General features: G+C 74.8%; 19 protein-coding genes and 1 pseudogene. 5 read left to right on the forward strand and 15 right to left on the reverse strand.

What is annotated here, in order from left to right:
• Nucleotides 1-4: 4 nt before the first annotated feature.
• The 3 genes from Pdca_RS30250 to Pdca_RS30260 form a co-directional block, all read right to left on the reverse strand.
• Nucleotides 5-1,096, reverse strand: a complete 1,092-nt coding sequence (locus Pdca_RS30250) for a sulfate/molybdate ABC transporter ATP-binding protein (protein WP_085910573.1) — start codon at nt 1,094-1,096, stop codon at nt 5-7.
• Nucleotides 1,093-1,866: an ABC transporter permease gene (locus Pdca_RS30255; protein ID WP_085910707.1), complete on the reverse strand. Its 774-nt coding sequence runs from the start codon at nt 1,864-1,866 to the stop codon at nt 1,093-1,095. The genes Pdca_RS30250 and Pdca_RS30255 overlap by 4 nt, the downstream gene beginning before the upstream one ends.
• Before the next feature lie 71 nt (nt 1,867-1,937).
• Nucleotides 1,938-2,342, reverse strand: coding sequence for a TOBE domain-containing protein (locus Pdca_RS30260; protein WP_085910572.1), 405 nt, complete (start codon nt 2,340-2,342; stop codon nt 1,938-1,940).
• A 107-nt stretch (nt 2,343-2,449) separates the two neighbouring features.
• Here Pdca_RS30260 and Pdca_RS30265 point away from each other — a divergent pair, with 107 nt between their 5' ends.
• The 3 genes from Pdca_RS30265 (at nt 2,450) to Pdca_RS30275 (ending at nt 5,235) form a co-directional block, all read left to right on the forward strand.
• The gene (locus tag Pdca_RS30265) at nt 2,450-3,667 is read left to right on the forward strand and encodes an acyl-CoA dehydrogenase family protein (RefSeq protein WP_085910706.1); all 1,218 of its coding nucleotides are present in this window, start codon (nt 2,450-2,452) and stop codon (nt 3,665-3,667) included.
• 165 nt (nt 3,668-3,832) lie between these two features.
• The gene (gene moaA, locus Pdca_RS30270; protein WP_085910705.1) at nt 3,833-4,933 is read left to right on the forward strand and encodes a GTP 3',8-cyclase MoaA; all 1,101 of its coding nucleotides are present in this window, start codon (nt 3,833-3,835) and stop codon (nt 4,931-4,933) included.
• Between the two features lie 5 nt (nt 4,934-4,938).
• Nucleotides 4,939-5,235: a MoaD/ThiS family protein gene (locus tag Pdca_RS30275; RefSeq protein WP_085910571.1), complete on the forward strand. Its 297-nt coding sequence runs from the start codon at nt 4,939-4,941 to the stop codon at nt 5,233-5,235.
• A 128-nt stretch (nt 5,236-5,363) separates the two neighbouring features.
• Here the strand turns inward: Pdca_RS30275 and Pdca_RS30280 are convergent, their stop codons facing one another.
• The 10 genes and pseudogenes from Pdca_RS30280 to mftF form a co-directional block, all read right to left on the reverse strand.
• Nucleotides 5,364-6,347 (reverse strand): DUF2399 domain-containing protein, encoded by a 984-nt coding sequence (locus Pdca_RS30280; RefSeq protein ID WP_085910570.1) that lies wholly within the window; start codon nt 6,345-6,347, stop codon nt 5,364-5,366.
• Entirely contained in the window at nt 6,344-10,972 is a 4,629-nt protein-coding gene (locus Pdca_RS30285) for a hypothetical protein (RefSeq protein ID WP_085910569.1), read from the reverse strand. The genes Pdca_RS30280 and Pdca_RS30285 overlap by 4 nt, the downstream gene beginning before the upstream one ends.
• 220 nt (nt 10,973-11,192) lie before the next feature.
• Nucleotides 11,193-11,954, reverse strand: a pseudogene (locus Pdca_RS30290) (hypothetical protein); the annotation flags it as partial.
• The gene (locus Pdca_RS30295; protein WP_085910568.1) at nt 11,947-13,407 is read right to left on the reverse strand and encodes a hypothetical protein; all 1,461 of its coding nucleotides are present in this window, start codon (nt 13,405-13,407) and stop codon (nt 11,947-11,949) included. The pseudogene Pdca_RS30290 and the gene Pdca_RS30295, both read right to left, overlap by 8 nt.
• Nucleotides 13,408-13,507: 100 nt before the next feature.
• Nucleotides 13,508-14,512 carry a P1 family peptidase gene (locus Pdca_RS30300; protein ID WP_085910567.1) on the reverse strand — a complete coding sequence of 335 codons (1,005 nt, stop codon included), beginning with the start codon at nt 14,510-14,512 and terminating at the stop codon, nt 13,508-13,510.
• A 16-nt stretch (nt 14,513-14,528) separates the two neighbouring features.
• Nucleotides 14,529-15,269 (reverse strand): SRPBCC family protein, encoded by a 741-nt coding sequence (locus tag Pdca_RS30305; RefSeq protein ID WP_085910566.1) that lies wholly within the window; start codon nt 15,267-15,269, stop codon nt 14,529-14,531.
• Nucleotides 15,270-15,363: 94 nt separating this feature from the next.
• Nucleotides 15,364-16,215 carry an FAD binding domain-containing protein gene (locus Pdca_RS30310; RefSeq protein WP_085910565.1) on the reverse strand — a complete coding sequence of 284 codons (852 nt, stop codon included), beginning with the start codon at nt 16,213-16,215 and terminating at the stop codon, nt 15,364-15,366.
• Nucleotides 16,212-18,692, reverse strand: coding sequence for a xanthine dehydrogenase family protein molybdopterin-binding subunit (locus Pdca_RS30315; protein WP_085910564.1), 2,481 nt, complete (start codon nt 18,690-18,692; stop codon nt 16,212-16,214). The genes Pdca_RS30310 and Pdca_RS30315 overlap by 4 nt, the downstream gene beginning before the upstream one ends.
• A 1-nt stretch (nt 18,693) precedes the next feature.
• Complete coding sequence (locus Pdca_RS30320; protein ID WP_085910563.1) at nt 18,694-19,212, reverse strand: (2Fe-2S)-binding protein; 519 nt, start codon at nt 19,210-19,212, stop codon at nt 18,694-18,696.
• A 366-nt stretch (nt 19,213-19,578) separates the two neighbouring features.
• Nucleotides 19,579-21,072 (reverse strand): mycofactocin biosynthesis glycosyltransferase MftF, encoded by a 1,494-nt coding sequence (gene mftF, locus Pdca_RS30325; RefSeq protein ID WP_232021282.1) that lies wholly within the window; start codon nt 21,070-21,072, stop codon nt 19,579-19,581.
• Between the two features lie 69 nt (nt 21,073-21,141).
• Between mftF and Pdca_RS30330 the strand changes: the two genes are divergently transcribed.
• Nucleotides 21,142-22,272: an alkaline phosphatase family protein gene (locus Pdca_RS30330; RefSeq protein WP_085910562.1), complete on the forward strand. Its 1,131-nt coding sequence runs from the start codon at nt 21,142-21,144 to the stop codon at nt 22,270-22,272.
• A 51-nt stretch (nt 22,273-22,323) separates the two neighbouring features.
• Nucleotides 22,324-23,574, forward strand: a complete 1,251-nt coding sequence (locus Pdca_RS30335; RefSeq protein ID WP_085910561.1) for an outer membrane protein assembly factor BamB family protein — start codon at nt 22,324-22,326, stop codon at nt 23,572-23,574.
• Between the two features lie 55 nt (nt 23,575-23,629).
• Here Pdca_RS30335 and mftE read toward each other — a convergent pair whose 3' ends face one another.
• Nucleotides 23,630-24,355: a mycofactocin biosynthesis peptidyl-dipeptidase MftE gene (gene mftE / locus Pdca_RS30340; RefSeq protein ID WP_085910560.1), complete on the reverse strand. Its 726-nt coding sequence runs from the start codon at nt 24,353-24,355 to the stop codon at nt 23,630-23,632.
• A gap of 16 nt (nt 24,356-24,371) precedes the next feature.
• A complete protein-coding gene (locus Pdca_RS30345) occupies nt 24,372-25,892 on the reverse strand; it encodes an MFS transporter (RefSeq protein ID WP_085910559.1) in 1,521 nt (506 codons plus the stop codon).
• Nucleotides 25,893-25,899 lie beyond the last annotated feature (7 nt).

Below are 25,899 nucleotides of genomic sequence, written 5' to 3' on the forward strand. Positions count from 1 at the left end.
GTTGTCAACCCAGGCGCCCGTGCACCGCGACCTCGGCGGCCTTCACCGCGAACCACAGCTCGTGCCCCGGCTCCACGCCCAGCTCGGCGACCGCGGCCGGGGTGACGTCCGCGGCCAGCCCGTCCACCCAGTCCGGACCACCGTCGACGGCACCTGCCCGCAGCCGCACGGTGTCGCCGCGCGGCTCCAGCGCCGCCACCCGGACCCGGAAGACATTGCGCGGGCTGCCCTCCGGCCGGAGCGCGTGCACCGACACCGCGGCCGGCGGGAACACCGCCACCGCGGGCTCGCCGATCGCGACCTCGATCGCCTGCCCGTGCAGCTCCACCCCGTCGGCGGTGCGCAGCCCGGCACCGTCCGCGGTGCCCGGCACCAGGTCCAGCCCGGCGATCCGGGCCGAGAAGGCGCTGCGCGGCCGGGCCAGCACCTCCCGGGCAGGCCCCTGCTCGACGATCCCACCCGCCTCCAGCACGACCACCCGATCGGCCAGCACCAGCGCGTCCAGCGCGTCGTGGGTGACCAGCAGCGCGGTCTGCCCGCCGTCGGCGATCACCCGGCGGAGCAGCGAACGCATCGCCGGGGTGGCATCCACGTCCAGCGCGGCGAGCGGCTCGTCGAGCAGCAGCAGGCCGGGGCGGGGCGCCAGCGCCCTGGCCAGCGCGACCCGCTGCTGCTGCCCGCCGGACAGCTGCGCCGGGCGGCGCCCGGCGAGCTGCTCGACCCCGACCGCCGCCAGCAGCGCACGGGCGCGCTCGTCCGCCTCGGCCCGCGGCACACCCTGTGCCCGGGGACCGAAGGCGACATTCGCCAGCGCGGACAGGTGCGGGAACAGCAGCGGCTCCTGTGCGAGCAGACCGACCCCACGCCGGAACGGGGGGACGAACTCACCGGTCCGGGTGTCGAGCAGGGTCCGGCCGTCGACCGTCAGACGTCCGTGGTCCGGCCGCAGCAACCCGGACAGCACGCCGAGCAGGGTCGACTTCCCGGCCCCGTTCGGCCCCAGCACCGCGAGCACCTCCCCGTCGGCGACGGAGAGCTCCAGATCGAGGGCGAACCCGTCGCGGTCCAGCCGGACCGCGAGCTCGACGCCGCTCATCCGCGGCCGTCCATCCCGCGCGGGCGGCCGACCACGATCACGATCAGCGACACGACGACGAGCAACAGCGACAGCGCCACCGCCCCCGCGACGTCGGTCTCGCCCTGCAGGTAGACCAGCAGCGGCAGCGTCCGGGTGGTGCCCTCCAGACTCCCGGCGAACGCGATCGTCGCCCCGAACTCCCCCATGCAGCGGGCGAACGCCAGCACCAGCCCGGACGCCAGACCGGGCAGCACCAGCGGCACCGTCACCCGGCGGAAGGCGAGCCCGGGGGACGCGCCCAGGGTGGCCGCCGTCGCCTCGTAGCGCTCACCCGCGGTCCGCAGCGCACCCTCCAGCGCGACGATCAGGAACGGCATCGCCACGAACGTCTGGGCCAGGATCACCGCGACCGTGGTGAACGGGATGAAGATCCCGAACGCGGTGTCGAGCCCTCGCCCGACCAGGCCGTTCGCCCCGAGCAGGAACAGCAGGGCGAGCCCGCCGACGACCGGCGGCAGCACCAGTGGGAGCAGCACGATCGAACGGACCGCGCGCATCAGCCGGGGCAACCGGTTGATCCGGCCGCGGGCCAGCACCACCGCGAGCGGGCCGCCGAGCAGCAGGCACAGCGTGGTCGAGACACCGGCGGTGAGCAGCGAGAGCCGCAGCGCCGAGAGCGCAGCGGTGCTGGTCAGCAGGGCCGGCATCGCCACCCAGTCGGCCTCCCACAGCAGCCCGAACACCGGCAGCGCGATCACCAGGAACCCGAGCCCGGCCGGGATCCACATCCAGACCGGCAGGCCGACCCCGGTTCCGTGCCGGTCGGCTGCGCGCTCCCGGCGGGCGGGAGCGGTCGTGGTCACAGAGCTCCGCCCGGCGTCTCGACGACGACGTTGGTGGACTTGATCACTGCCACGGCGAGCGCGCCCGGCTCCAGACCGAGATCGCGGGCGGCCTCACTGCTCATCAGCGAGACCACCCGGTGCGGACCGCACTGCATCTCCACCTGGGCCATCACGGTGTCCGCGATGACGGAGGTGACCAGGCCGACCATCCGGTTGCGGGCGGAGCGCTGGACCACCGAGGGATCCGGCGGGACGGAGGCGTGCTCGCGCGCGAACTCGGCCAGCGCGGCGCCGTCGATGACCTTGCGGTTGGACGCGTCGGCCTGCACGGGCAGCGTCCCCGCATCCACCCAGCGGCGGACGGTGTCGTCGCTGACGCCGAGCAGGCGGGCGGCCTCGGAGATCCTGAAGTGCGGCACGCCGTGGATACTAAGGTCGCGCCTGCGGCGGTGCCACGGCGGATGCCACGCACACACCGGTGGACGCCCGCGCGCAACGGTCCGCCCGGTGTGTTCTGATCGGCGCCGTGGACTTCGCACCCAGTGCAGCGGCGACCGACTACACGGTGCGGATGCGCGCCTTCCTCGACGAGCGGGTACTGCCCGCGGAGGCCGAGTACGACGCTTTCCGCGCGCAGCGGCGTAGCACGCCCCAGGAGTGGGACCTGCCGCCGGTGGTGGAGACGCTGAAGGAGCAGGCCCGCGAGCGCGGCCTGTGGAACCTGTTCCTGCCGTCCCTGTCCGGCCTGTCCAACCTGGAGTACGCGCCGGTCGCCGAGGTGTCGGGCTGGTCACCGGTGATCGCGCCGGAGGCGATCAACTGCCAGGCCCCGGACACCGGGAACATGGAGACCCTGCACCTGTTCGGCACCGAGGCGCAGAAGCAGGAATGGCTGGAGCCGCTGCTGGCCGGCGAGATCCGGTCCGCGTTCGCGATGACCGAGCCGGACGTGGCCTCCTCCGACGCCACCAACATCGAGACCCGGATCCGCCGCGACGGCGACGACTACGTGATCGACGGCCGGAAGTGGTGGATCTCCGGCGCCGCCGACGAGCGCTGCCGGATCTTCATCGTGATGGGCAAGACCTCCCCGGACTCGGACGACACGGTGTCGACGCACCGCAGGCAGTCGATGATCCTGGTCCCGCGGGACACCCCGGGCCTGCGGATCGTGCGGCACCTGCCGACGTTCGGCTACCAGGACCAGCACGGCCACTCCGAGCTGGTGCTCGACGGGGTGCGGGTGCCGGCCTCGAACATCCTGGGCGAGGAGGGCGGCGGGTTCGCCATCGCCCAGGCCCGGCTCGGACCGGGCCGGATCCACCACTGCATGCGGCTGATCGGGATGGCCGAGCGGGCACTGTCGCTGATGGTCGAGCGGGCACAGGCCCGGGTGGCGTTCGGCAGGCCGCTGGCCGACCAGGGCGTCGTGCGCGAGCAGATCGCGCTGTCCCGGATGGAGATCGAGCAGGCACGCCTGCTGACCCTCAAGACCGCCTGGCTGATCGACGAGCACGGCGCGAAGGGCGCGGCCACCGAGATCGCGGCGATCAAGGTCGTGGTGCCGCGGATGGCCTGCGCCGTGATCGACCGGGCGATGCAGGTGCACGGCGGTGGCGCGATGAGCGACGACTTCCCGCTGGCCTACTTCTACGCCTGGGCGCGGGCTCTGCGGTTCGCCGACGGCCCGGACGAGGTACACATCCGGTCGGTCGCACGGCAGGAGCTCAAGGCGCACACGTGAGCCGTAGTAGTCACGACGTACCTAATCTTTCGACTAGGTACAACGCGACTAGTTCCGCACCTGCGACGAGCCGCACGGGGCCGCTCCCGCTGCTGCGGATAACCGCGTTGAGCTGCGGATATCCGCCCTGTGCCGGTCGACGCGCAGGGGGTTAGCCTCGCGGACATGACCACCCAGCTCGGCCTGCCGGCGCTGCGCGGCGGCCCGCCCCGGGACCCGTCCCGCCCCGCCGACACCCGCCTCGTCGACGGGTTCGGCCGGGTCGCGACGGACCTGCGGATCTCGCTCACCGACCGTTGCAACCTGCGCTGCACCTACTGCATGCCCGCCGAGGGCCTGGACTGGATGCCGCGCGACGAGCAGCTCACCGACGACGAGCTGAACCGGCTGATCGCCGTCGCCGTGCACGAGCTCGGCATCGAGGAGCTGCGGTTCACCGGCGGCGAGCCGATGCTGCGCAAGGGCCTGGAGAACGTACTGTCCGCGGCGTCGGCCCTGCAGCCGCGGCCGGACATCTCGCTGACCACCAACGGCATCGGGCTGGCCCGGCGCGCCGAGGCGCTCGCCGCCGCGGGCGTGAACCGGCTCAACGTCTCGATGGACACCCTGCGCCCGGAGCGGTTCGCCGAGATCACCCGGCGGGACCGGCTGCAGGACGTGCTCGACGGACTGGCCGCCGCGCACGCGGCCGGACTCAAGCCTGTCAAGATCAATACCGTGCTGCTCCGCGGGGTCAACGACGACGAGGCCGCCGACCTGCTGGAATTCGCGCTGGAGCACGGCTACCAGCTGCGGTTCATCGAGCAGATGCCGCTCGACGCCCAGCACGGCTGGCGGCGCTCCGAGATGATCACCGCCGAGGAGATCCTGGAACGCCTCGAGCAGCGGTTCGTGCTCCGCGAGTCCGGCGAGGACCGCGGCGGCGCACCGGCCGAGAGGTTCGAGGTGCTGGGCCGGCGCGACGGATCGCCGCTGCGCACACCCGGCACGTCCGGCAGCGCCCCGACGGTCGGGGTGATCGCCTCGGTGACCCGGCCGTTCTGCGGGGCCTGCGACCGCACCCGGCTCACCGCCGACGGGCAGGTCCGCACCTGCCTGTTCGCCACCGGCGAGACCGACCTGCGGGCAATGCTGCGCGGCGGCTCGACCGACGCCGAGATCGCCGACACCTGGCGGCACGCCATGTGGGGCAAGAAGGCGGGGCACGGCATCGACGATCCCGGGTTCCTGCAGCCCACCCGCCCGATGAGCTCGATCGGAGGATGACCGGAATGACCACCGGAATCGACAGCCGCACAGGCACGGGCATCGCGACCCGCACGCTGACCGTGCGCTACTTCGCCGCCGCCAAGGCCGCCGCGGGGACGGCGGAGGAGATCGTCGAGCTCGGCTCGGGGGCCACCGTCGCCGACGCGGTCGATCTCCTGCGGTCGGCGCACGGCCCGGAGCTCGGCACCGTGCTCGACCGCTGCAGCTTCCTGCTCGACGAGTTCGCGGTGCGCGACCGGAGCACCGTCCTGCGCGACGCCTCGGTGCTCGACGTGTTGCCGCCGTTCGCCGGCGGCTGACGGGGCCTGGCCGCTCGGCGTGCCCGGCTCGTAACCCGCCCGGCGCCCGGCCCGCCCGGACAAGATCCCTGTTTTGGGAGTGCAGGGTGCAGATCCCGGCACGAGCACTCCCAAAACAGGGATCATGGTCAGGGATCGAGGCCGTCCCGCCAGTCCCGGCCGGAGCCGAGCACTCGCCGGTCGACCGCCTCCTGCGCCATCCGGTGCCCGGTCGCGAACAGCTCCCGCACCGGGCCGCGCAGGCCCGGATCGAGCCACTCGACGTCGGAGTGATCGGCCGGACCGGCGGGTGCCGGCCGCCCGTGCGCGAGCAGGGCCCGGTAGAGGCCGGGCGCCGGACGCACCGCGGGCAGTGCCTGCGCCTGCGCCTGCACCGACGCCCGGGCCGGGATCCGCAGTCCGGCGGCGTCGAGATCGCCGAAGTAGCGGATCGCGGCCGGCGGGTCCGCCGCGAGGGACGACACCGACGACAGGAACGCGGATCCGGCGCCCCAGCCCAGCGTCCCGATCGGGCCCGGATCGCCGCGCAGCGCCAGGAGCAGCGAGTGGAACGTGTCGGCGTTCTCCACCACCAGCAGCACCGGGCCGCCGCCGGGGAGGCGTTCGCGGTGCATCGGCAGCGCGACCCGTTCCGCGCGCAGGATCTCCGGGGTCAGCGGGACCGGCAGGCCCGCGTCGAACGCCTTCTCGTCGCCGGTGATCTCCAGCGCCCGCTCCCGCAGCCCGACGATCCCGGCGCGCGTCCCGCCGGCGAACAGCCACCGGTTGACCTGCCGCACCGCCTCCGCCGGGGCCCGCACGGCGGCCGCGGCGGCCAGCTCCGGATGCCACGGGTCGGCCGCCTCCCGCGCGACGGGAGCCGCGGCGGGCCGGGTCAGGCGCACCGCGCGCGGCAGCGGAGGGACGCCGTCGTCGGTGGCCGCGGTCGGCGTCAGCGCACCGGTGCCGGCCAGCTCGTCGAGGGCCGCGGCGAGCATCCGCCGGGCCTCGGCCGAGCCCTGCGCCGACGGGACGGCATCGAGGAACGCCCGCCACAGCCCGGCCCGGTCGATCCGGGTCCGGCCGGTGGCGCGCAACGCCGCCAGCAGCGCGGCGGGCCCGGGGGTGCTCACTCCGGCCCGGTCGCGCCCGCGTCCCGGGACGCGTCAGGTCCGGTCGGCGCAGCGGGCTCGGCAGTCGACGCCACAGGCTCGCCGGCCCGGCCCGGCGGCGCAGCGGGCTCAGCAGCCCCACCGGCCGGCACAGCAGGCCCGGCAGCCCCGCCGGGCGACGCGGCAGGCTCGGTAGCCGGGGCGGCCGGTGGAACAGGCTCGGCGTCCGGGCGCCGGTAGACCCGGGCGGCGCTGATCCGGCCACCGCCCTCGCCGTCGGGCACCGAGCGGGTGACCCGCTCGTCGACCGACAGGTACTTGCGGCCCGCCCGCAGGTCGGCGTCGTTCCGGAGCCGGATGAGCAGCGGGAACGCGGACAGCGCACCGGCGTCGAACAGCCCGGTCGTGTAGACCAGCTGCACCCCGAGCGCCTGCGCCACCCCGAACTGCAGCTCCAGCAGGTACCCCGCGGACGCCCGGCCGATCGGGTTGTCCAGGAACAACACCCCGGCGTGCGCGCGCCTGCCGTGCCCGCGCTGGTGCGCCCGCAGTGCCGCCATCGTGCAGTACAGGACGATCGCCGCGGTCAGCTGCTGGCCGCCGGAGAACACGTCCTTGATCGCGGACACCCGCAGCCGCTCGGTCCGCAGCACCGCGTCCGGCTTGAGCATCTCGACCCGGACGCCCTTCGGCATCGCCGCACGCACCCCGCGCAGCAGCATCGACATCCCGTCGCGGCGGTCCCGGGCGCGCCCGGAGCCGCCGTTCGCCAGGCCGGAGGCGGTCCGGTCGACGACGATCCCGAGTTCGTGGCGCAGCGCGGCGTCCGGCAGTTCCTCGAACCGGATCCGCAGGAACTGCTGGCCGGACCAGTCGCCGAGGCCGTCCGGGAGCTGGGAGAGCTTCTGTGCGAGCCGGACCGTGCGCAGCGCCTCGCCGACCATCCCGGACAGCCGGGTGACGATGCCGGAGCGGTGCCGCTCGATGTTGCCGAGATCGTCGTCGAGCGAGCGCAGCCGCGGCCGCAGCGCACCGATCCACTCGCGGGCCAGCCCGGGCATCTCGGTGCGATCCACGCCGGCGATGTGCCGGTGCACCGGGGAGGCGAGCGTCGCGAACCGCGGGTCCTGGGCGAAGCGGGCGACGGCGTCGACACCGTCGCGCACCGTCTTCTCGGCACGCGTCCGGTCCCCGGCGACCTCCCGCAGCGCCGCCTGGTTGCGTTTCAGCGCGGCGAGCGCCTCGTCGACGTCGCCGTCGAACGGGATCCCGCCCGGTTCCGGGGTCTCCTCCAGCCCGTCGACGACGTGCCCGAACCCGCGGGCCAGCTCGACCGCCGTCCGGTGGGTGTCCTCGGCGGTCTGCCGCGTCCGGCGGGCGCGCTCCAGCTCCCGGCCGGCCGTGTCCAGGTCGGCCGAGGCGGCGGTGACGAGCTCCCGCCCGTGCTCGGCGTCGCGCGGCTGCTCGTACGGGTCGATCGGGCGCGGCTCGGCGGGCAGCGACGCCAGCTCCCGGCGGAGCACCTCGACCTCGGTGTTCGCCCGCTGCCGGCGCTCCTCGGCCTCCTCGTAGGCGGCCCTGGCCTGCTCGGCGGCGGCCCGCCGGCTGGTGGCGTCGGCGCCGTCGGGGGTGTGCAGGAACGCGGTCGCCGCCTCCACCACCGAGCGGGGCAGCCCGTCGACGGCGATCCGGCGCTCGGCGGCGTCGGCCTCGGCGCGCTCCAGCGCACCGCGCAGGTCGGTGTCGACGGCGGTCGAGGCGTAGGCGTCGCGGGCCCGCTGGAACTCGTCGCGCAGCTCGGCGAGTGAGGCACCGCCGGATCCGGTGGCCGGATCCGGGGTCTCCTCCAGTGGCAGTGCGGCCGCCTCGTCCCGGACCGTCGCCGCGATGCCGCGCTGCCGGTCCCGGGTCTGCTGGGCGGCCGCGGCCTCCCGGCCTGCCTTCACGGCGGCGGTCCCGGCGGCCTCGGCCTCCTCCCGCAGGCGGGTGGCGTCGGTGCCACCGGTGCGGCGCCGCTCCTCCAGGCCCGGCCGGCGGCTGAGCTCCTCGCGCAGCGCGGTCAGCGCCTCCGCGCGGCGGCGGGCGGTGGCGACGGACCGCTCCAGGCCGGGCCGGTCGGCGGTGAGCCGGTCGGCCCGCTCGTCGAGCGCGGCGACCTCGGCGCGGGCCCGCTCGTAGTCGGCCACGGCCTCGTCGCGGGCGGCGTCGGCGGCCCGGGCGGCGTCGGTCAGCTCGTCGAGGGTCGGACGGCGGTCCCGCAGCGCGGTGAACCGGTCCCGCAGCCGCCGGTCGGACTCGGTCAGGGACTCCAGCTCGGCGATCCGGGCGGTCCGCTCCGCGGTCTCGGCGACCAGCCGGACCCGGACCTGCTCGGCGGCGTCCTCGTCGTGCAGCGCCGGGTTCGGCGGGACGACGAGCTCGATCCCGGGTGCGACGGCACCGGCGGCGGTCAGCGCGGCGGTGGAGCCGACGGCGACCAGGCAGGCGGGCAGCAGCCGGGCGTCGTCGAGCTCGTCGCGGGCCCGCGCCGCGTCGCCCGGTTCGTTGAGCAGCACCCCGCCCGCCAGGTGCGGCAGCCGCTCGAGCACGGCCGTGCGGTCGCCGGCCGGGAGCATCGCCAGGTAGCGGCGCCCGGACCAGGCGGTGATCCCGGCCCTCTCCAGCACCTGCAGCACCGACTCGATCTCCGGCGGATCGGGCAGCAGGCCGCCGTCGCCGAGGGCGGCCAGTGCGCGCTCGTCGCGCCGCTGGTCGCCGAGCAGCGCGGTCCGTTCCCGCTCGGACCCGCGGATCGCGGTCGTGAGCGTCTCCACGACCAGCTCCGCGTCAGCGTCCGGCCGGATCCGTTCCAGGCCGAGCAACTCGGCCGGGCGGACCTCGCCCGCCAGATCGTCGCTCTCCCCCGCCGCGCCGGCGCGAGTGGTCTCCGCGGTCGCGGCGGCGGCCCTGGCCGTGGCGGCGGCGTCCTGGGCGACGGTCCGGCGGGACTCGGCGGCGCGGCGCTCCTTCCGGATCCCGGCGGCGGCGCTGTCGGCGTCGGCGAGCGCGGCGGCGGTCGCCGACGCGTCCTGCTCGGCGGCGGGTGCCTCGTGCTCGACGTCGTCGGGGCCGGACCCCTCCTTCAGGTGCCCGGCGGCGACGGCGGCCGCGATCCGCCGGTCCAGGTCGGCCAGTGCCTCGACGGCCGTCGACACCGAGCTCTCGGCGCGCGCGGCGTCGGCGGTGCGCTCCACCTGTTCGGCGCGAGCGGCGGCGGCCCGCTCCTCGGCGTCGGCGCGGGCGTCCTCGGCCGTCTCGGCGGCCGCCTCCGCCTCGGCGGCGGTGCGCAGCAGGGAGGCGGCGAGTGCCCGGGCGGCGTCCTGCCGGGCCTGCAGGGCCGGGCGGGCCTTCTGCTCCTCCTCGTCGACCCGCGCCCGCAGCCGGCCGGCCTCGGCGGCGGCGACCCGGTGGGCGAGGACCGGCTCGACGGCGTCCCGCGCGGTCGACACGGCCGCCGTCTCGTCCCGTTCCCGGGTGGCCGCATCGGCGGCTGCGGCCGCCGCGTCGACGGCCAGCACCGCGGTCAGCCGGCGCAGCTCACCGACGGTGTCCTGCAACCGTTCCGACACCCGGGCGGCTTCCTGCTCGGCCGCGACGGCCTCGGTCGCCGCGGTCGCGGTGGTCTCCGCGCGGGTGCTCTCGGCGAGCCGCCGGGCCGCGATGGCCTCGGCCGTGGTCCGCAACGCGTCCCGGGCGGTGGTCTCCGCGGACCGTGCGGTCACGGCGGCGTCCTCGGCGGCCACCATCGGTTCGAGCCGGGCCAGGGTGCCGTCGACGAACTCCCGCTCGGTCTCGAGCTCCTCGCGCTGGGCCAATCGGTCGGCGTACCCGGCGACGAGCTCGGCGACGTTCTGCGGCTCCTCCGGATCGAGCACGGCGCGCAGCAGGAAGTCGACGAACGCCTCGTCGCTGGAGAACGAGAACGCCTCGGCGGCCTCGCCCTCGCCGGCGTTCATCGCCCGCTGGTAGCGGAACAGCTCGGGATCCAGACCGACGTCGACGAGATGGCGGGTCCAGTCCCGGTGCCCGGTCTCCCAGGCCAGCTCGCTCTCCGGGTGATCGCGGTGCGCGGTGTGCAGCCGCTCCCGGAACGACGCGAGGGTGATCCGCTTCCGCTCGTGGGTGAAGGGCAGGTCGTCCATGCCGAACCCGGGCACCGGCCGGAACGCGTACCAGGCGTCGGCCAGCTTCTCCGGGTCGGACGAGGCGACGTGCCCCCGCCACTCCGAGACCTTGCCGGTGACGAGCAGCGCGCCGGTGCCGACGTGCATCCACTCGCACACGACGTGGGCGACGTCCTCGGCGAGCACGAAGTTCTCCAGCACCGTGGTGCTGGTCGTCCCGACCACCTGCCGCCGCCCCGGCAGCAGCACCGAGAAGATCAGCTTGAGCAGGACGGACTTCCCGCCGCCGTTCTCCAGGAACAGCACCGACGCCGGCGAGGGCCGCCGCGGGGTGCTGCGGTCGAGCGCGTCCGGGGCGAACAGGTCCTCCTGCACCGCCACCTTCACCGGACGTCCGACGCCGCGCAGATCCAGCGAGACGTCCTGGTAGCGGGCGGCGGTCGGGCCGACCGAGAACAGCCGGGCCCGGGTCAGCTCATACATCGGGCCCGTCCGTTCCGGTCGCCGGAGCCGGGTCCTCCGGGGTGTCCTGTTGCGCGTTATCGCTCACCTGGTGAGCGATTGACGACGGAGGGGTACCCGGGTCGCCGGGCGCCGCGACGCCGGCCGCCGGATCGCCGACCGCCGCCCCCTCCTCCTGCTCGGATCCGCTCACCGGGTGAGCGGTTGTTCCCGGATCCCCCTCCGTCGCGGGGCCGGTGTCGAGCGCCCCGGCGGGCTCCGCGACCAGGGAGCCCGCGGCCGCGCCGACCGGGAGCACGTTGAGCGACAGCAGCTCGTCGAACGCCCGCTGCGCGGCCAGCTCACGCACCTGGACCTGGTAGCGCGGCGTCGTGCGGTAGGCGCCCTCGGCCCCGACCGGGACCAGGAAGCCCTGGTCGGCGAGGAACCGCAGTGCCTTCCCGACGATGCCGCGGGTGGTGGACTCGCCGGCCCGGCCGTCCTTGGTCGCGGTGGCCTCCGGGCGGCGCAGCCACACCCGCCAGACCTCCTCGAGCTGCGGCGCGTCGGACTCCGGATCGGCCGGGCCGGCGGCCCGCTCCCCCAGCACCCGGCAGGCCTCGCGGACCGCACCGTCGACCAGCTCGACCGAGACCCGGCCCACGTAGGAGTCGTCCCCGAGATCGTCGGGCCGCGGGAACGCCAGCGCGGCGACGGCGAGATGCGCGATGCCGTGCAACACCTTGTCGGCCTGCCGGTTGGTCAGGGCGGTCCGCCGGGCATAGGTGTCCATCCGGATCTCGAACACCGAGCCCTCGGTCGCGGCCAGCACGATGCCCGGCGCGGAGTCGACGGCCAGCACCACCAGCCCCAGTCCGGAGGCGATCCGCTGCACGGTGTCGCGGAACTCGTCGTCCTCGCGGTAGCGGCGCACCAGCTCGGCGTAGTCGGGATCGCGACCGGGCAGCGCCTTGGGCCGCATCCCGAACGCGACCAGCCGGGCCGCGGTCTCGACGTCACGCATTCCCGCTCACCCGCCGTTCCCCCTCGACACCGGCCACCGCCAGCAACAGGTCCGCACCGCCGTACTCCGGATCGTCGAGCACGGTGCCGTCGTCGATCGCGATCAGCACCGACGGATCACCCTGGGTGCGGGCGGTGCCGATCGCGGTCCCGACGGCGTGCAGGGCGCGCAGCGCGACGAGCTGCGGCAGCTCCGGATCGGCCTCCCGGGACCGGGCGAGCGCCTCGGACAGCCGCACCGGCTCCTGCTCGGGCGCGGGCAGGACGGCGTCGACGTGCTGCCACGCCTGCTCCCCGAACCGTTCCCGGGGCTGCGGCGCCAGCTCGGGCTCCGGCACCTCGGAGCCGAACGGGTCCCGGTCGGTCGGCGGGGTCAGCAGCGTCTCGACCAGCCCGCCCAGACTCGGCACCGACGGGTTCCCCACCCCGGTGCCGGCCGCGAAGTACGCCGTCACCGGATCGTTCGCCGCCCCCACGGTGAGGCCGAGCGCGGGCCGCAGGAGCTGCCCGAAGACGTCCACCGAGGCCCGTTTCGGCTTCCCGGAGAACTGCTGGCGATCCTGCTCGGCCCGGAACGCCGATCCGGCCTCCTGCAATCGTGCCTGCAGCTGGGTGTGCCGCTGGATGCAGTCGTCGACGACCTCGACCAACTCGGCGGCCTGCCTGCGACGCTCCGGCTCGACGGCCTCGTCGCGGGCGTCGGCGATGTTGGCCTTGATCACGGTCTCGGCGCGGTAGCGGGCCTCGATGTGGGTGAGGGCCTCGTCGAGCAGCTGCGGGACCGCGTCCAGCCAGTCCACCGACCGGACGTCGCGCCGGGTCGCCTCGAGCTTGCGGCGCAACGACTCGGCGTACTGCACGGTGCGGTAGCGGGCCTGCTCCGCGGCCAGCCGCGCGTCGCCGAGCCTGCCGCGCACGATCAGCGTCTCCAGCTTCGTCTCGGCCGCCTCCTGCGCGGACTCGACGTCGGTGTCCAGCGCCCCGACCAGCACGTTGATCGCCTCGTCGGAGGCGCGCAGGTACACCCCGCCGTCCGGGGCGGCGACCTCCACCAGCAGCTTGAAGTCGAACCGGCGGCGCTGGTAGCGGCCCTGGGCGTCGGTGCTGCCGTACTCGACGGCGAACCCGCGGTCGATGCTGCCGACGTTGATCAGGTTGTCGATCACCCACTGGGCGACCCTGGCGTGCTCCGCGCGGGGCGCGTGCGGGACCTGCGCGGCGACGAAGGGCTGCAGCCGCCGGACCACCTCGGCGTGGTCGGCGCCGTGGTCGAAGTCCATCGCGAGGGTGACCTGGTCGATGGCCTGCAGGCCGATCTCGGCCATCTGATAATCGACCGCGTCCCACTCCAGACGCCCCTTGCGGGCGTCGAGGTCGTGCAGCGGCGCCGTGCAGGCCAGTGCCTTCAACCGGCGCGCCACGCCCTCGTCCGGACTGATGGTCGACACTCCCACGACTGTAGTGAGGGCGTCCGGGCCGTCCCCGGACCGGGCATGATCCGCATCCTGGGAGTGCAGGGTGCCGGCACGGGCACGAGCACTCCCAGGACGCGGATCATGGACCGGTGGCCAGCAACGACGCGTAGGACGGCCGGTCCGGCGCGGCGGCCGCGGCGAGCAGCGCGTGCGCCACCGCCCGGGCGGTCACGTCCGCCGCGACGGCCTGGATCAGATAGGTGGCGTCCGGATCCGGGACCGGCCCGGTGCCGGTGGCCAGGCCGAAGGCGCAGTCGCCGTCCCGGATGGTGTGCACCGGATGGATCGCGCGGGCCAGCCCGTCGTGGGCCATGGTCGCCAGCCGGGTGCAGCCCGCCTTGTCCAGCGTCGCGTCGGTGGCGACGACGACCAGCGTGGTCGCCGTCCCGGGAGAGGGTGCGTGCCCGGCGTACAGCTCGGCGATCCGGGCCAGCGCGGCCGGCGACGGCAGGTCCGCGGGGAACTCGCCGGGCAGCCCCCATCGGGCACCCAGCAGCTCACCGGTCCGCGGATCGACGCCCGACCCGGCGGAGTTGAGCACCACCAGCGCGGCGACCGTCGCGCCCGTACCGAGCACCGCCGATGCGGTGCCGATCCCGCCACGCAGTCCGCCGGAGACGGCACCGGTCCCGGCACCCACCGAGCCCTGCGGCACCGGTCCGTGCCGCGCGGCGTCGTAGGCGGCCGCGCCGGTCCGTGCGGTCGGGCGGGCGCCCGGGTCCCCGCCCCGGCCGAGATCGAACACGACCGCGGCCGGGACGATCGGGACGAGGGCACCGGGCACGGCGAAGCCCTCGCCGTCCCGTTCCAGGCGCCCCATCACGCCGGACGCGGCGTCGAGCCCGTACGCGCTCCCGCCGGACAGCGTCACCGCGTGCACCCGCTGCACGCTCGCGGTCGGCGCCAGCAGGTCGGTCTCCCGGGTGCCGGGTGCCGCCCCGCGGACGTCGGCACCGGCGACCGCGCCGCCCGGCGGGGCGAGCACGACGGTGCTGCCGCTGCGCGCACCCGGCCCGGTCAGCCCGGCGTGTCCGACTCGCAGGCCGGTGACGTCGGTCAGCCCGTTGTGCTCACCCGGACGCACCTGCGCTCCCCGCAGATCAGGCCTTCTTCTTCTTGCCGCCGCGGGCGCGCCGGACGACCAGGAAGATCAGCGCCAGCACGCCGAGCCCGCCGAGCACCGGCGCGAGCCGCTTCAGCACCGGGGCGCCGGCCGAGTCGAGCAGGTCGATCGCCTCGATCTGGCTGCTCTGCGGCTGCCGCGGCGCGACCGGCTTCGGGGCCGACGTCGCCGGGGCCGCGGTCTCGCCGGCAGCCGGCGGGACCGCCGGGATCGGGCTGGTCTCGTCGGCGGCGTGCTTCGGGCCCGCCCCGTTCGACGCCGCGTCGCCACCCGGACCGGTCAGCTTGTCCGCCACGCAGGAGGCGAACTGGCCGATGATCTTGTCGGCGACATCGGAGATGACCCCGCGGCCGAACTGGGCGGGACGCCCGGTGACGGTCATGTCGGTGACCATCGTGACCGAGGTCTTGTCCGGGCCGTCGGCGACCATGGTGCCGGTGACGACCGCCTTGGCGGTGCCGTTGCCGCGGGCGTCCCGGCCCGAGGCGTCGATGACGACCTTGTGGTTGGCGTCATCCCGGTCGATGTAGGTGCCCTTGCCCTTGTAGGTCAGCGAGATCGGGCCCAGCTTGACCTTGACCGTGCCCTGGAACGAGTCCCCCTCGTACTCGGTCAGGGTGGCCCCGGGGAAGCACGGTGCGATGAGCTCCGGGTCGTTGAGCGCCTTCCAGGCGTCCTCGATCGGCGCCGCGATCGTGAACTTGTTCTCCAGCTGCATCTCTGTATGCCTCCTCGTGCGAAGGGGCGCCGACCCGGGAGGAGTTCCCCGGCCCGGCGCCCCTTCGGCGTGCTACTGCGAACGTCAGCGGTCCTCAGCCGGCCGCGGCCAGCACGGCCCGCCCGGTGAGCACCTTCGCCAGGTGCTCACGGTAGTCGGCTGCGGCGTCCGCGTCACTCGGAGCGGACGTCCCTTCCGTGACGTGCTCGGCCGCCGCCTTCGCGACGTCCGGCCCGGCCGCCTGGCCGACCAGGGCCGCCTCGACACCGGTCGCCCGGATCGGGGTGCTGCCCATGTTGGTCAGCCCGACGCGCGCCTCGGAGATGGTGCCGCCGTCCACCTTGAGCGCGACCGCGATGGCCACCATCGACCAGGCCTGCGCGACCCGGTTGAACTTCTCGTAGTGGGTCTTCCAGCCGGTGTACTTCGGGAACCGGACCATGGTGAGGATCTCGTCCTCGCCGATGGCGGTGGTGAAGTAGTCCTGGAAGAAGTCCGCCGCGGTGACCAGGCGGGTGCCGCCCGATCCCAGGATGACGAACTCGGCGTCCAGCGCCAGCGCCGCCGCGCCCAGGTCACCGGCCGGGTCGGCGTGCGCCAGCGCGCCGCCCAGGGTGCCGCGGTGGCGGACCTGCGGGTCCGCCACGGTCTCGGTGGCCTGCGCGATCAGCTCGACGTGCTGCTTGACCAGCTCGTTGCGCATGACCTCGTGGTGGGTGGCCATGGCGCCGACCATGACGTACTTCTCGTCCTCGCCGATCCGCTTGAGCTCGGGGATGCCCCCGAGATCGATGACCGTCGACGGGGCCGCCATCCGCAGCCGCAGGACCGGCAGCAGGCTCTGCCCACCGGCCAGGATCTTGGCGTCCTCGCCCGCGGTCTGCAGGGCCTGCACGGCCTCCTCGACCGAGGAGGGCCGGACGTAGTCGAACTTCGCCGGGATCACTGGACCTCTCCCTTGGGGTGGTTCGGGTCGATGGAGCCGAGTCCGGCGCCGGGCGAGTGGGTGGTGCTCGGGGTCTCCTGGACGGAGTGGCCCTTCGCCTTCTGCAGTGCCCGCCAGACCCGCTGCGAGGTCGTCGGCATGTCCAGCTCGGACACGCCGAGGTGGCGGACCGCGTCGAGCACACCGTTCAGGATCGCCGGGGTGGAGGCGATCGTGCCGGCCTCGCCGACACCCTTCACACCGAGCGGGTTCGTGGTCGACGGGGTCGACACGGTCTCGGTGGTGAAGCTGGGCAGGTCCGCCGCGGACGGGATCGTGTAGTCGACGAGCGTGGCGTTGACCAGAGTGCCCTGGTCGTCGTAGTTCGCCTCCTCGAACAGCGCCTGCGCGATGCCCTGGGCGAGGCCGCCGTGCACCTGGCCCTCGACGATCAGCGGGTTGATCACGTTGCCGATGTCGTCGACGCAGACGTAGTTGCGCAGGGTGACCCGGCCTGTGTCGGTGTCGACCTCCATCGCGGCGAGGTGCGTGCCGTGCGGGAAGGAGAAGTTCTCCGGGTCGAACACGGCGTCCGAGTCCAGCGAGGGCTCCATGCCCTCCGGGTAGTCGTGCGCCATGAACGTGGCGAACGCGATCTCCTGGATCGCCTTGCCCTTGTCGGTGCCCTTGACGGTGAACTGACCGTTTGCGAACTCGAGGTCGTCCTCGGACGCCTCCAGCAGGTGCGCGGCGATCTTCTTCGCCTTCTCCACGACCTTCTCGGCCGCGTTGACGATCGCGATACCGCCGACCACCAGGGACCGGGAGCCGTAGGTGTCGAGGCCCTTCGGCGCCACCTGGGTGTCACCGTGCAGGATCTCGACGTCCTCGAACGGCACGCCGAGCTTGTCCGCGACGATCTGCGAGAACGCCGTCTCGTGGCCCTGGCCGTGCGCCGACGCACCGGTGGTGACCTCGACCTTGCCGGTGGCCAGCATCCGGATGCTGGCGGCCTCCCAGCCGCCTGCGCCGTAGTCCAGCGAGCCGAGCACGCGGGACGGGGCGAGGCCGCACATCTCGGTGAAGGTCGAGATGCCGATGCCGAGCTGGACCGGGTCGCCGGAGCGGCGGCGCTCCTCCTGCTCGCGGCGCAGGCCGGCGTAGTCGAACAGCTCCATCGCGCGCTGCGTGGCCTGCTCGTAGTTGCCGGTGTCGTAGGTCAGGCCCACGACCGTGTCGAACGGGAACTCCTCGTGCTTGATCCAGTTCTGCTCGCGCAGCTCCATCGGGTCCCGGCCGAGCTCGACGGCGAGCTCGTCCATCATCCGCTCGATGCCGAAGGTGGCCTCCGGACGCCCGGCGCCGCGGTAGGCGTCGGTCAGCGTCTTGTTGGTGAAGACGTTGGAGCAGGTGAACTTCAGCGCCGGGATCTTGTAGATCGCGTTGAACATGAACGCACCGAGGATCGGCACACCCGGGCCGACCAGGCCGAGGTAGGCGCCCATGTCCGCGTAGAGGTGCACGTCCAGGCCGGTGATCGTGCCGTCGGACCTGGCGGTGATCGTGAGGTCCTGGATCTGGTCCCGGGCGTGGTGCGCGGCGAGCATGCACTCACTGCGGGTCTCGGTCCACTTGACCGGCTTACGCAGCTTCTGCGCGAGCAGCACGCAGAGCATCTCCTCGGGCAGCACACCGATCTTGCCGCCGAAACCACCGCCGACGTCGGGGGCGATCACCCGCAGCTTCGACTCGGGCACCCCGAGGGTCACCGTGGTCATGGTGCGCAGGATGTGCGGCACCTGGGTGGCGGCCCAGATGGTCAGCTGCTCACCGGTCGGGTCCACGACGCAGGAGCGGGGCTCCATGAACGCCGGGATGAGGCGCTGCTGACGGAACCGGCGCTTGACCACGATCTGGTCGTCGGCGGCCTCGGCGGTCTTGATCGCCTCGGCGACGTCGCCGCCGGTGCCCGCGGCACCGGAGTCGAAGACCCAGGTGGCGGAGACGTTGCTGCCCAGGTCCGGGTGCACCAGGTCGGCGCCGTCCTGGGCGGCGGCCTCCATGTCCAGGATCGGGTCGAGCGGCTCGTAGTCGATCTCGACGAGCTCGGCCGCGTCGCGGGCCGCTGCGGCGGACCGCGCGACGACCACGACGACGCCCTCACCCGAGAAGCTCACCCGGTCGACGGCGAGCACCGGCCGCTGCGGGGCCTTCTGGTCCGGCGTGATCGGCCATGCGCAGGGCAGGCCGACCTCCTCGGCACCCAGGTCGGCCGCGGTGAACACGCCGAAGACGCCGGGCGCCTTCTCGGCCTCGGACTTGTCGATCGAGGTGATCGTCGCCCGGGCCAGGGTCGAGCGGACGACCGCGATGTGCAGCGTCCCGGGCGGGGTGATCGAGTCGGTGTAGCGGGAGCGACCGGTGATGAGGCGCTCGTCCTCCTTGCGGACGCGCGCCTTGCCGATCTCTGGTGTGGTGGGTTCGGCGGTCGTGGTCAACTCAGTTCCCTCCAGCGACCGGGGTGGCCGTCTGGCCGGCCGGGGCCTGAGCGCCCGGCTTCATGTTCTTCGCCGCGGACTGCACCGCCCGCACGATGTTCTGGTAGCCGGTGCAGCGGCACAGGTTGCCCTCGATGCCCTCCCGGACCTCCTGCTCGGACGGGTCGGGGTTGTCCCCGAGCAGGTCCACCGCAGCCATGATCATTCCGGGGGTGCAGTAGCCGCACTGCAGGCCGTGGCACTCCCGGAACGCCTCCTGCACGGGGTGCAGGTTCCCGTCGCGGGCGAGGCCCTCGATGGTGGTCACCTCGCCGCCGTCGGCCTGGACGGCGAGGACCGAACAGGACTTCACGCTCTGCCCGTCCAGACTCACGGTGCAGGCACCGCAGTTGCTGGTGTCGCAGCCGATCAACGTCCCCGTCTTGCCCAGCGTCTCCCTCAGGTACTGCGCGAGCAACATGCGGGGCTCGACGTCGTCGGCGTAGTTCACGCCGTCGACGGTGACCCGGACCTCTGTCATGAACTCTCACTCCTCGTACGCGACCACGCACTCGGCCGCGCGGGGTCTACCGGGGACTGGTCGAGGAACGTCGAGCGCGGTCGCGACCGCGTCGACGCGCCTACCATCTGCCGCCACGCGTGTGGCGGCGCCCACATCACACTCCCGATCATGCAAGCAGGCAAGGCGGACGGCGCAGCCGCGACGACCGGTCGGACGGCGTGTCGCAGGCGGGACCGGGGCCACTCGGACGGCTCGACCGCACCCGCGGAGACGAACTCGCAAGAGGCCCGCAGAATCGGATCGGCACCGGCGGGCGAATCACTCGTTCAGACCAACCCGGACGGAGTGGTCCGGAGGTCACGATTCAGGCCAGCCTAACCTAGGTCAACGGCGTGGTCCAGGGCCGGTCGGACGCAGCGGTGCCGTCGTCCGGTGGCGCCACGCCCCCCACCAGAGCCCGGCACCGTAGGCCAGGTCGTCGAGGCGGTGCGCGACGAGATGAGCCGGCAGGGAGATCCGCACCCGCGGGTCGTGATCGCGGTGCAGCCACCAGTCCGCGGCGCCCTCGACCAGCGCCGCCGCCAGCACCGCCCGGCGGGCCCGCGCGGAGAAGGGCAGCGCCAGCGCGGCAACCGGCCAGAAGTGCCTGGTCAACGCCGAGGCGAGCTGCCACAGCGCGCCGGAGAGCCCGAGCGCGGTGAGCCGGGCCGCGCTACGGCGCGGCCGGTCGAGCCGGGTCAGCTTGCGCGACAGCCGTTCCGTCGCCACTGCGGTGACGACGGCGGCGACCGCGACCGCCCCCCGGCGCTGCGCGAGCAGCAGCAGGCAGACCGCCGCCGTCCACGGGGAGAGCACCATCGGCGGGACCGCGCCCGGATGCCGCAGCGCCAGCGGGGCCGCGCCGGTCCCGTAGAACGCCTTGCGGCGCAGCCACTCCACCGGACGAGTGCGGTGGTCGTGGGCCACCCGGGCCGCCGGTTCGAACCGCATCGCCCAGCCGGCGGCGTGCAGCCGCAGCACCAGGTCGACGTCCTCGGCGACCTGCATCCCCGGATCGAACGCCGCCTCCCCGACGGCCGCCACCCGGACCAGCATCGCCGCGCTGGGCACGTAGGCGACCCGGGAACGCGGGACGATCAGCGCCGGATCGGGCCCCAGGTCCAACGAGGACCGGACCGCCTCGTAGCGGCCGACCAGGCCGCGCAGGCCCTCGCCCGCGGCCGGATCGAGCGCGACGATGCGCGGGGCGACCAGCCCGACCGCCGGATCGGCGAGATGCCCGAGCAGCGGCTCCAGCCACCCCGGTTCGGGTACCACGTCGGAATCGAGGAACACCACGAACGGGGTGCGGGCGAGCGCCAGGCCGGCGTTGCGCGCCGCCGCGGGGCCACCGGCGGTGTCGTGCCGCAGCACCCGCCCACCGGCCGCCTCGACGCTGCGCCGCAACGGATCCGGCTCGGCCGAGCCGTCGTCCACCACCACCAGCCCGCCCAGCGAGCCGATCGGGAGCGCCGCCAGCAGCGCGTCCAGCGGCCGGTCCTTCACCGGGACGACGACGGTCACCTCCGCCGGCCCGTGCGGCCCGGCGCCCGGCACCGGATGGGCGAGCCCGGCGTCGAGCAGCGTGCGGGCCAGTGCCCGGTGCGTCGGCCCCTCCACGACCAGCGCAGCACCGGGCGCGGGCAGCAGGTCCCGGGCCCGCGCGGAGAGGTGCACCAGCCGCGGCGGGGCACCGCCGAGCAGCGCGGCGCCGCCGTCGATCGGCCGGGCCCGCCGGTCGAGCCGCACCCGGAACCCGTCCGGCAACCTGCGGTCGGCGGGGCCCGGGCCGGCAACCACGGTGGCGGGACGGTCGGGGCGGATGTCGGCGGCGGTCACCGGAGGAGCGTTCCATCCCCGGGTGCGGTGGGTCGACTCCCCGGCGGGGCGGGCGGCACACTCCGGCGCATGCCCGATCTCCTCCCCCGCTACGGCACCGCGAGCCTGTCCGAGGTCGTTCCCGCGCTGCTGCACGCGATCGGCTCGCCGCTCGACGACCGGCCGCCCGCGCTGGTGCTCCCGCCGGCCCGGGCCGCGGTGCTGCTGCTGGTCGACGGGCTCGGTCACGAGCTCCTGCACACCCACGCCGCGGACGCGCCGGTGCTGGCCGGGCTCACCGACGCCGGGCCGCTGACCGTCGGCTTCCCGTCGACCACCCCGATCAGCCTGACCTCACTGGGCACCGGCCTGCCGCCGGGCGCACACGGGACGCTGGGCCTGAGCTTCCGGGTGGACGGGCGGCTGCTCGACGCGCTGGGCTGGTCGGAGGGCCGCCGCGACCGGCGGGAGACGCTCGTCCCCGAGCAGGTCCAGCCGGAGCCGACCGCGCTGGAACGGGCCGCGGCGGCGGGCGTCGACGTGCGGGTGGTGTCGCACCGCGAGTTCCGGACGTCCGGGCTGACCCGGTCCGGGCTGCGCGGCGGCGAGTACCGCGGGGTGGGGGCGCTGGGCGACCTGGCCGCCGAGATCCTGTCCGGTGTGGACGACCGGGTGCCCGGCCCACGGCTGGTGTACGGCTATCACGCCGATCTCGACCAGCTCGGCCACGTGTACGGCCCGGGCAGCCCGGCCTGGCGCTGGCAGCTCCGGCAGATCGACGCGCTGGCCGGGATGCTGATCGAGGCGCTGCCCGCCGGGACCCTGTTCGCCGTCACCGGCGACCACGGGATGGTCACGGTGGACCGGACCGTCGACGCCGACACCACCCCCGAGCTGCAGCAGGGTGTCGCACTGCTCGGCGGCGATCCGCGTGCCCGGCACGTCTACACCGAGCCCGGCGCGGCGGACGACGTGCTGGCCGCCTGGCGGGCCGTGCTCGGCGACGACGCCGTGGTCGTCCTACGCGACCAGGCCGTCGCCGAGGGCTGGTTCGGGCCGGTGGCGGACCGGGTGCTGGACCGGATCGGCGACGTGGTGGTCGCGCTGCGCGGCACGGCCGCGGTGGTGCGCACCGAGTTCGAGCCGTACCTGGCGTCGTTCCCCGGGCAACACGGGTCGTTCACCTCCGCCGAGCAGCTCGTGCCGTTGCTGACGCACTGACCGGGTGGAACTGCGGACCCGCGGTCGCGGCCGGTGGGTGAGGATCCCCGCATGCGGCAGCGATGGACGGTGATGGTGGTCGCGGCGGTCCTGGTCGCCGGGCTGGCGGTGGTCGCCGGGGTCGCGGCCGGCCGCTGCTCGGCCGGCGGGAACCCGGAGGCGGTGGCCGGGGCGGAGTCCGGCGCCGACACCTCCTCGGCCCGGCAGCTCACGGCCCGGGCGGAGAGCGACGCGATCGCCGGGCCGGCCGCGGCCGGGATCCCGGCGACCCCCCGCTGGGGGCTCTGGTCCGGGATCCGGGGCCCGGACGGCACCGCGCTGCCGGAGATCACCGGCACCGCGGCGACCGGGGACCGGATCGTGACGGTCCAGCTCGGCGCCGACGAGCGGCAGCTGCTCGCCGGGTACGCCGCCGCGGACGGCACCCCGCTCTGGGCCGCGACGCTGCCCCGCGGCCGGTACTCACCCGAGGTACTGCTCACCGGCGATTCGGTGCTGGTGCACGGCGGCGGCGAGGTCTCGGCGTTCGATCCGGCATCGGGCGAGCTGCGCTGGTGCACCGCGGTGTCCGGGGACGCACGGGTGAGCGTCCTGGACACCGGGCGCGGAGCACTCGTCGCCGAGCAGGACGCCGACCGGTCCCGGCTGCGACTGCTGGACCGCGCGACCGGCGAACAGCACTGGTCGCGGGACTACCGGGTGCACGACGGCGGGGTGGCGCCGGTCGTCGCCGGAGACGTCGTCACGGTGTTCGCGGTCGGCGAGGACCGGTCCGGGGTGCAGGCCTTCCGGCTCGGCACCGGCGAGCCCGGCTGGTCGCTCACCGACGACCTGCCGCGACCGTTCGGCGTGGCCGGCGGGGTGCTGCTGGTGCGCTCGGGGACCGGGCTGCACGGCGTCGAACCGGGATCGGGGGCGCTGCTGTGGAGCTCGGAGCGGTTCGACCCGCACCTGCGGCCCGGCGTCGCGGTCCGGTCGCCGGGGCGCCCCGGGGACCCGGCGTTGCTGCTGCAGCCATCGGAACCCGGCGGGGTGACGGCGTTCGACCCGGCGACCGGGGCGCTGCGCTGGGAGCTGCCCGGGGAGCTCGTGCGCCCGACGCTGCGTGACGGCGTGCAGCGCGCCGACACGGTCGGCGACCGGCTGCTGCTGCAGGGCCGCCGCACCGGCCTGGTCGCCGCCGATCCCGCGACCGGCCGGATCACCGGCCGGGCCGGCGACGCGTCGCCCATGACGCACGGCCCCGGCCTGGCCGTCGTGACCGGTCCGGGCCGGACGACCGTTCTGACCTGGGACGACTGATCACCGCTCGGGAGCGGGACGACCGCCGGGCGCCTGATCGGTGCCCGGTCGCCGATCACCGCGGGACGCGCAGGCGGCCGGTCGCCGGATCCGGGTCCCAGCCGGCGATCGCCGTGGTCGCGGCCCCGACGATCGCGGCCAGCAGGGTGCGGCCCTCGCCGGCGGTCGCCCCGGCCGGGTCGCCGAGCACGCCGTTCGGGCTGACCGCGGCGGTCCCACCGGCCCGCAGCGCGTCGATCACCTCGGCGAGCGGGCGGGTCTCGCCGGCCGCGGCCCGGTCGGCCCGGACCCGTCCGGGGCCCAGGTGCAGCAGCAGCGAGGTCTCGTAGCGGCCGGCGTGTGCATCCGCCGGGACCCCCGGTACCGCTGCGGCGCAGGGCAGCCAGCCCGCGTCCCGGCCCTCGTGCCGGAGCAGCCGCACCGCCGACGACAGCGCCGCGACGTTCCCGCCGTGCCCGTTCAGCAGCACCAGCCGCGCCGCCCACCGGCAGGCCGAGCGGCCGTACTCCAGGAGCAGGGTGTGCAGGGCCTCGGTGCCGATCGAGACGGTGCCGGGGAAACCCTCGTGCTCGCCGGCCGCGCCGTACGGGATCGCGGGGGCGAGCACCAGCTCCGGATCGGCGTCGTGCAGTGCCGCGGCGACCGCGGCGGCGACGAACGTGTCGGTGCCCAGCGGCAGGTGCGGGCCGTGCTGCTCGGTCGAGCCGACCGGGACCAGCAGGGTCCGCGGCCGGGCGCCGGGATCGTCGAGATCGGGCCAGGTCAGCTCGTCGAGCAGCACGGGGTACAGCCTGCCCTCACCGGTCGGCGTGCCGCAGCGCGGTCAGCGCGAGCAGCACCACACCGGCCATCAGGCCGGACGCGACCAGCCCGACCACACCGAACCCGGCGGTGAAGGCCGACCGGCCCGCGTCGAGCAGGGCGGTGCCGAGCCCCGGCGGCAGCGACTCGGCCGCGGTGACCGCACCGGCCAGACCCTCCCGGGACCGCTCGGCGGCCTCGCCCGGCAGCCCCGGCGGGAGGACCAGCCGTCCGGTGTAGACCGCGGCGAGCACGCTGCCGGTGACCGCGACACCGAGCGCGACCCCCAGCTCACCGGCCGTCTCCGAGATCGACGCCGCCGACCCGGCCCGGGCCGCCGGGACCGACCCGATCACGAGATCGGTGGCCAGGACGCCGATCGGGCTCAGCCCGAGCACCGTCCCCGAGACCAGCACGATCACCGCCACCGTGCCACCACCCGCGCCGACCAGGCCGACCAGCAGCGAGCCGATCGCGGCCAGCCCGGCCGCCGCCGCGACGACCGTCCGGACACCGAACCGGCGGGCCAGCACCGGGGTGAGCAGCGATCCGACGACGGTGACCCCGGCGAGCGGCAGCATCCAGAGCCCCGCGGTGAGCGCCGAGGCGCCACCGACCAGCTGCAGGTACTGCGGCAGCACGAAGAACAGGCCGTTCACCGCGAGCAGCGCGACCAGCAGCACCAGCACCGCGGCGGTGAACACCGGCCGGGTGAACAGCGCCACGTCGAGCAACGGATCGGTCAGCCGCCGCTGCCGCCGGACGAACAGCACCCCCGACAGCAGGCCGACCGCCGCCGGGACGAGCGTGATCGCCTCCGGGCCATAGGCGGCGGTGTTCTTCACGGTGTAGACCAGCGGCAGCATCGCGGTGAGCGAGAGGACGACGCTGGTGGGATCGAGGCGTCCGGCCCTGCTGCCGTGCTCCTCGGGGAGCAGCAGCGGGCCCAGCACGAGCAGCAGCAGCATGACCGGGACACCGATCAGGAACACCGCCCCCCACCAGAACACGTCGACCAGCGCGCCACCGACCAGCGGGCCGATCGCGGCCCCGACCGAGAACGTCGTCATCCACACCGCGACCGCGAACCGGCGCTGGACCGGATCGGGGAACATCGTCGAGATCAGGCCGAGGGTGGACGGCATCAGGGTGGCCCCCGCGATGCCGAGCAGCGCACGGGCGGCGATCAACAGCTCGGCGGTCGGCGCGAAGGCCGCGAGCACCGAGGCGACGGCGAACGCGGCGGCCCCGATCAACAGCAGCCGGCGACGGCCGATCCGGTCGCCGAGGGTCCCCATGGTGATCAGGAAGCCGGCGATCAGGAAGCCGTAGATGTCGAGGATCCACAGCTGCTGGGTGGCCGAGGGTTGCAGGTCCACGGCCAGTGCGGGCGCGGCGAGGTAGAGCACGCTGATGTCGAGCGCGAGCACCAGCAGCGGAAGGGCGAGTACCGCGAGGCCGATCCACTCGCGGGGCCCGGCGCGATCACCGCTGGTCAGGGGGGTCTCCGTGGTCATGGTCCCG

The organism is Pseudonocardia autotrophica, from assembly GCF_003945385.1.
Taxonomy (GTDB): domain Bacteria; phylum Actinomycetota; class Actinomycetes; order Mycobacteriales; family Pseudonocardiaceae; genus Pseudonocardia; species Pseudonocardia autotrophica.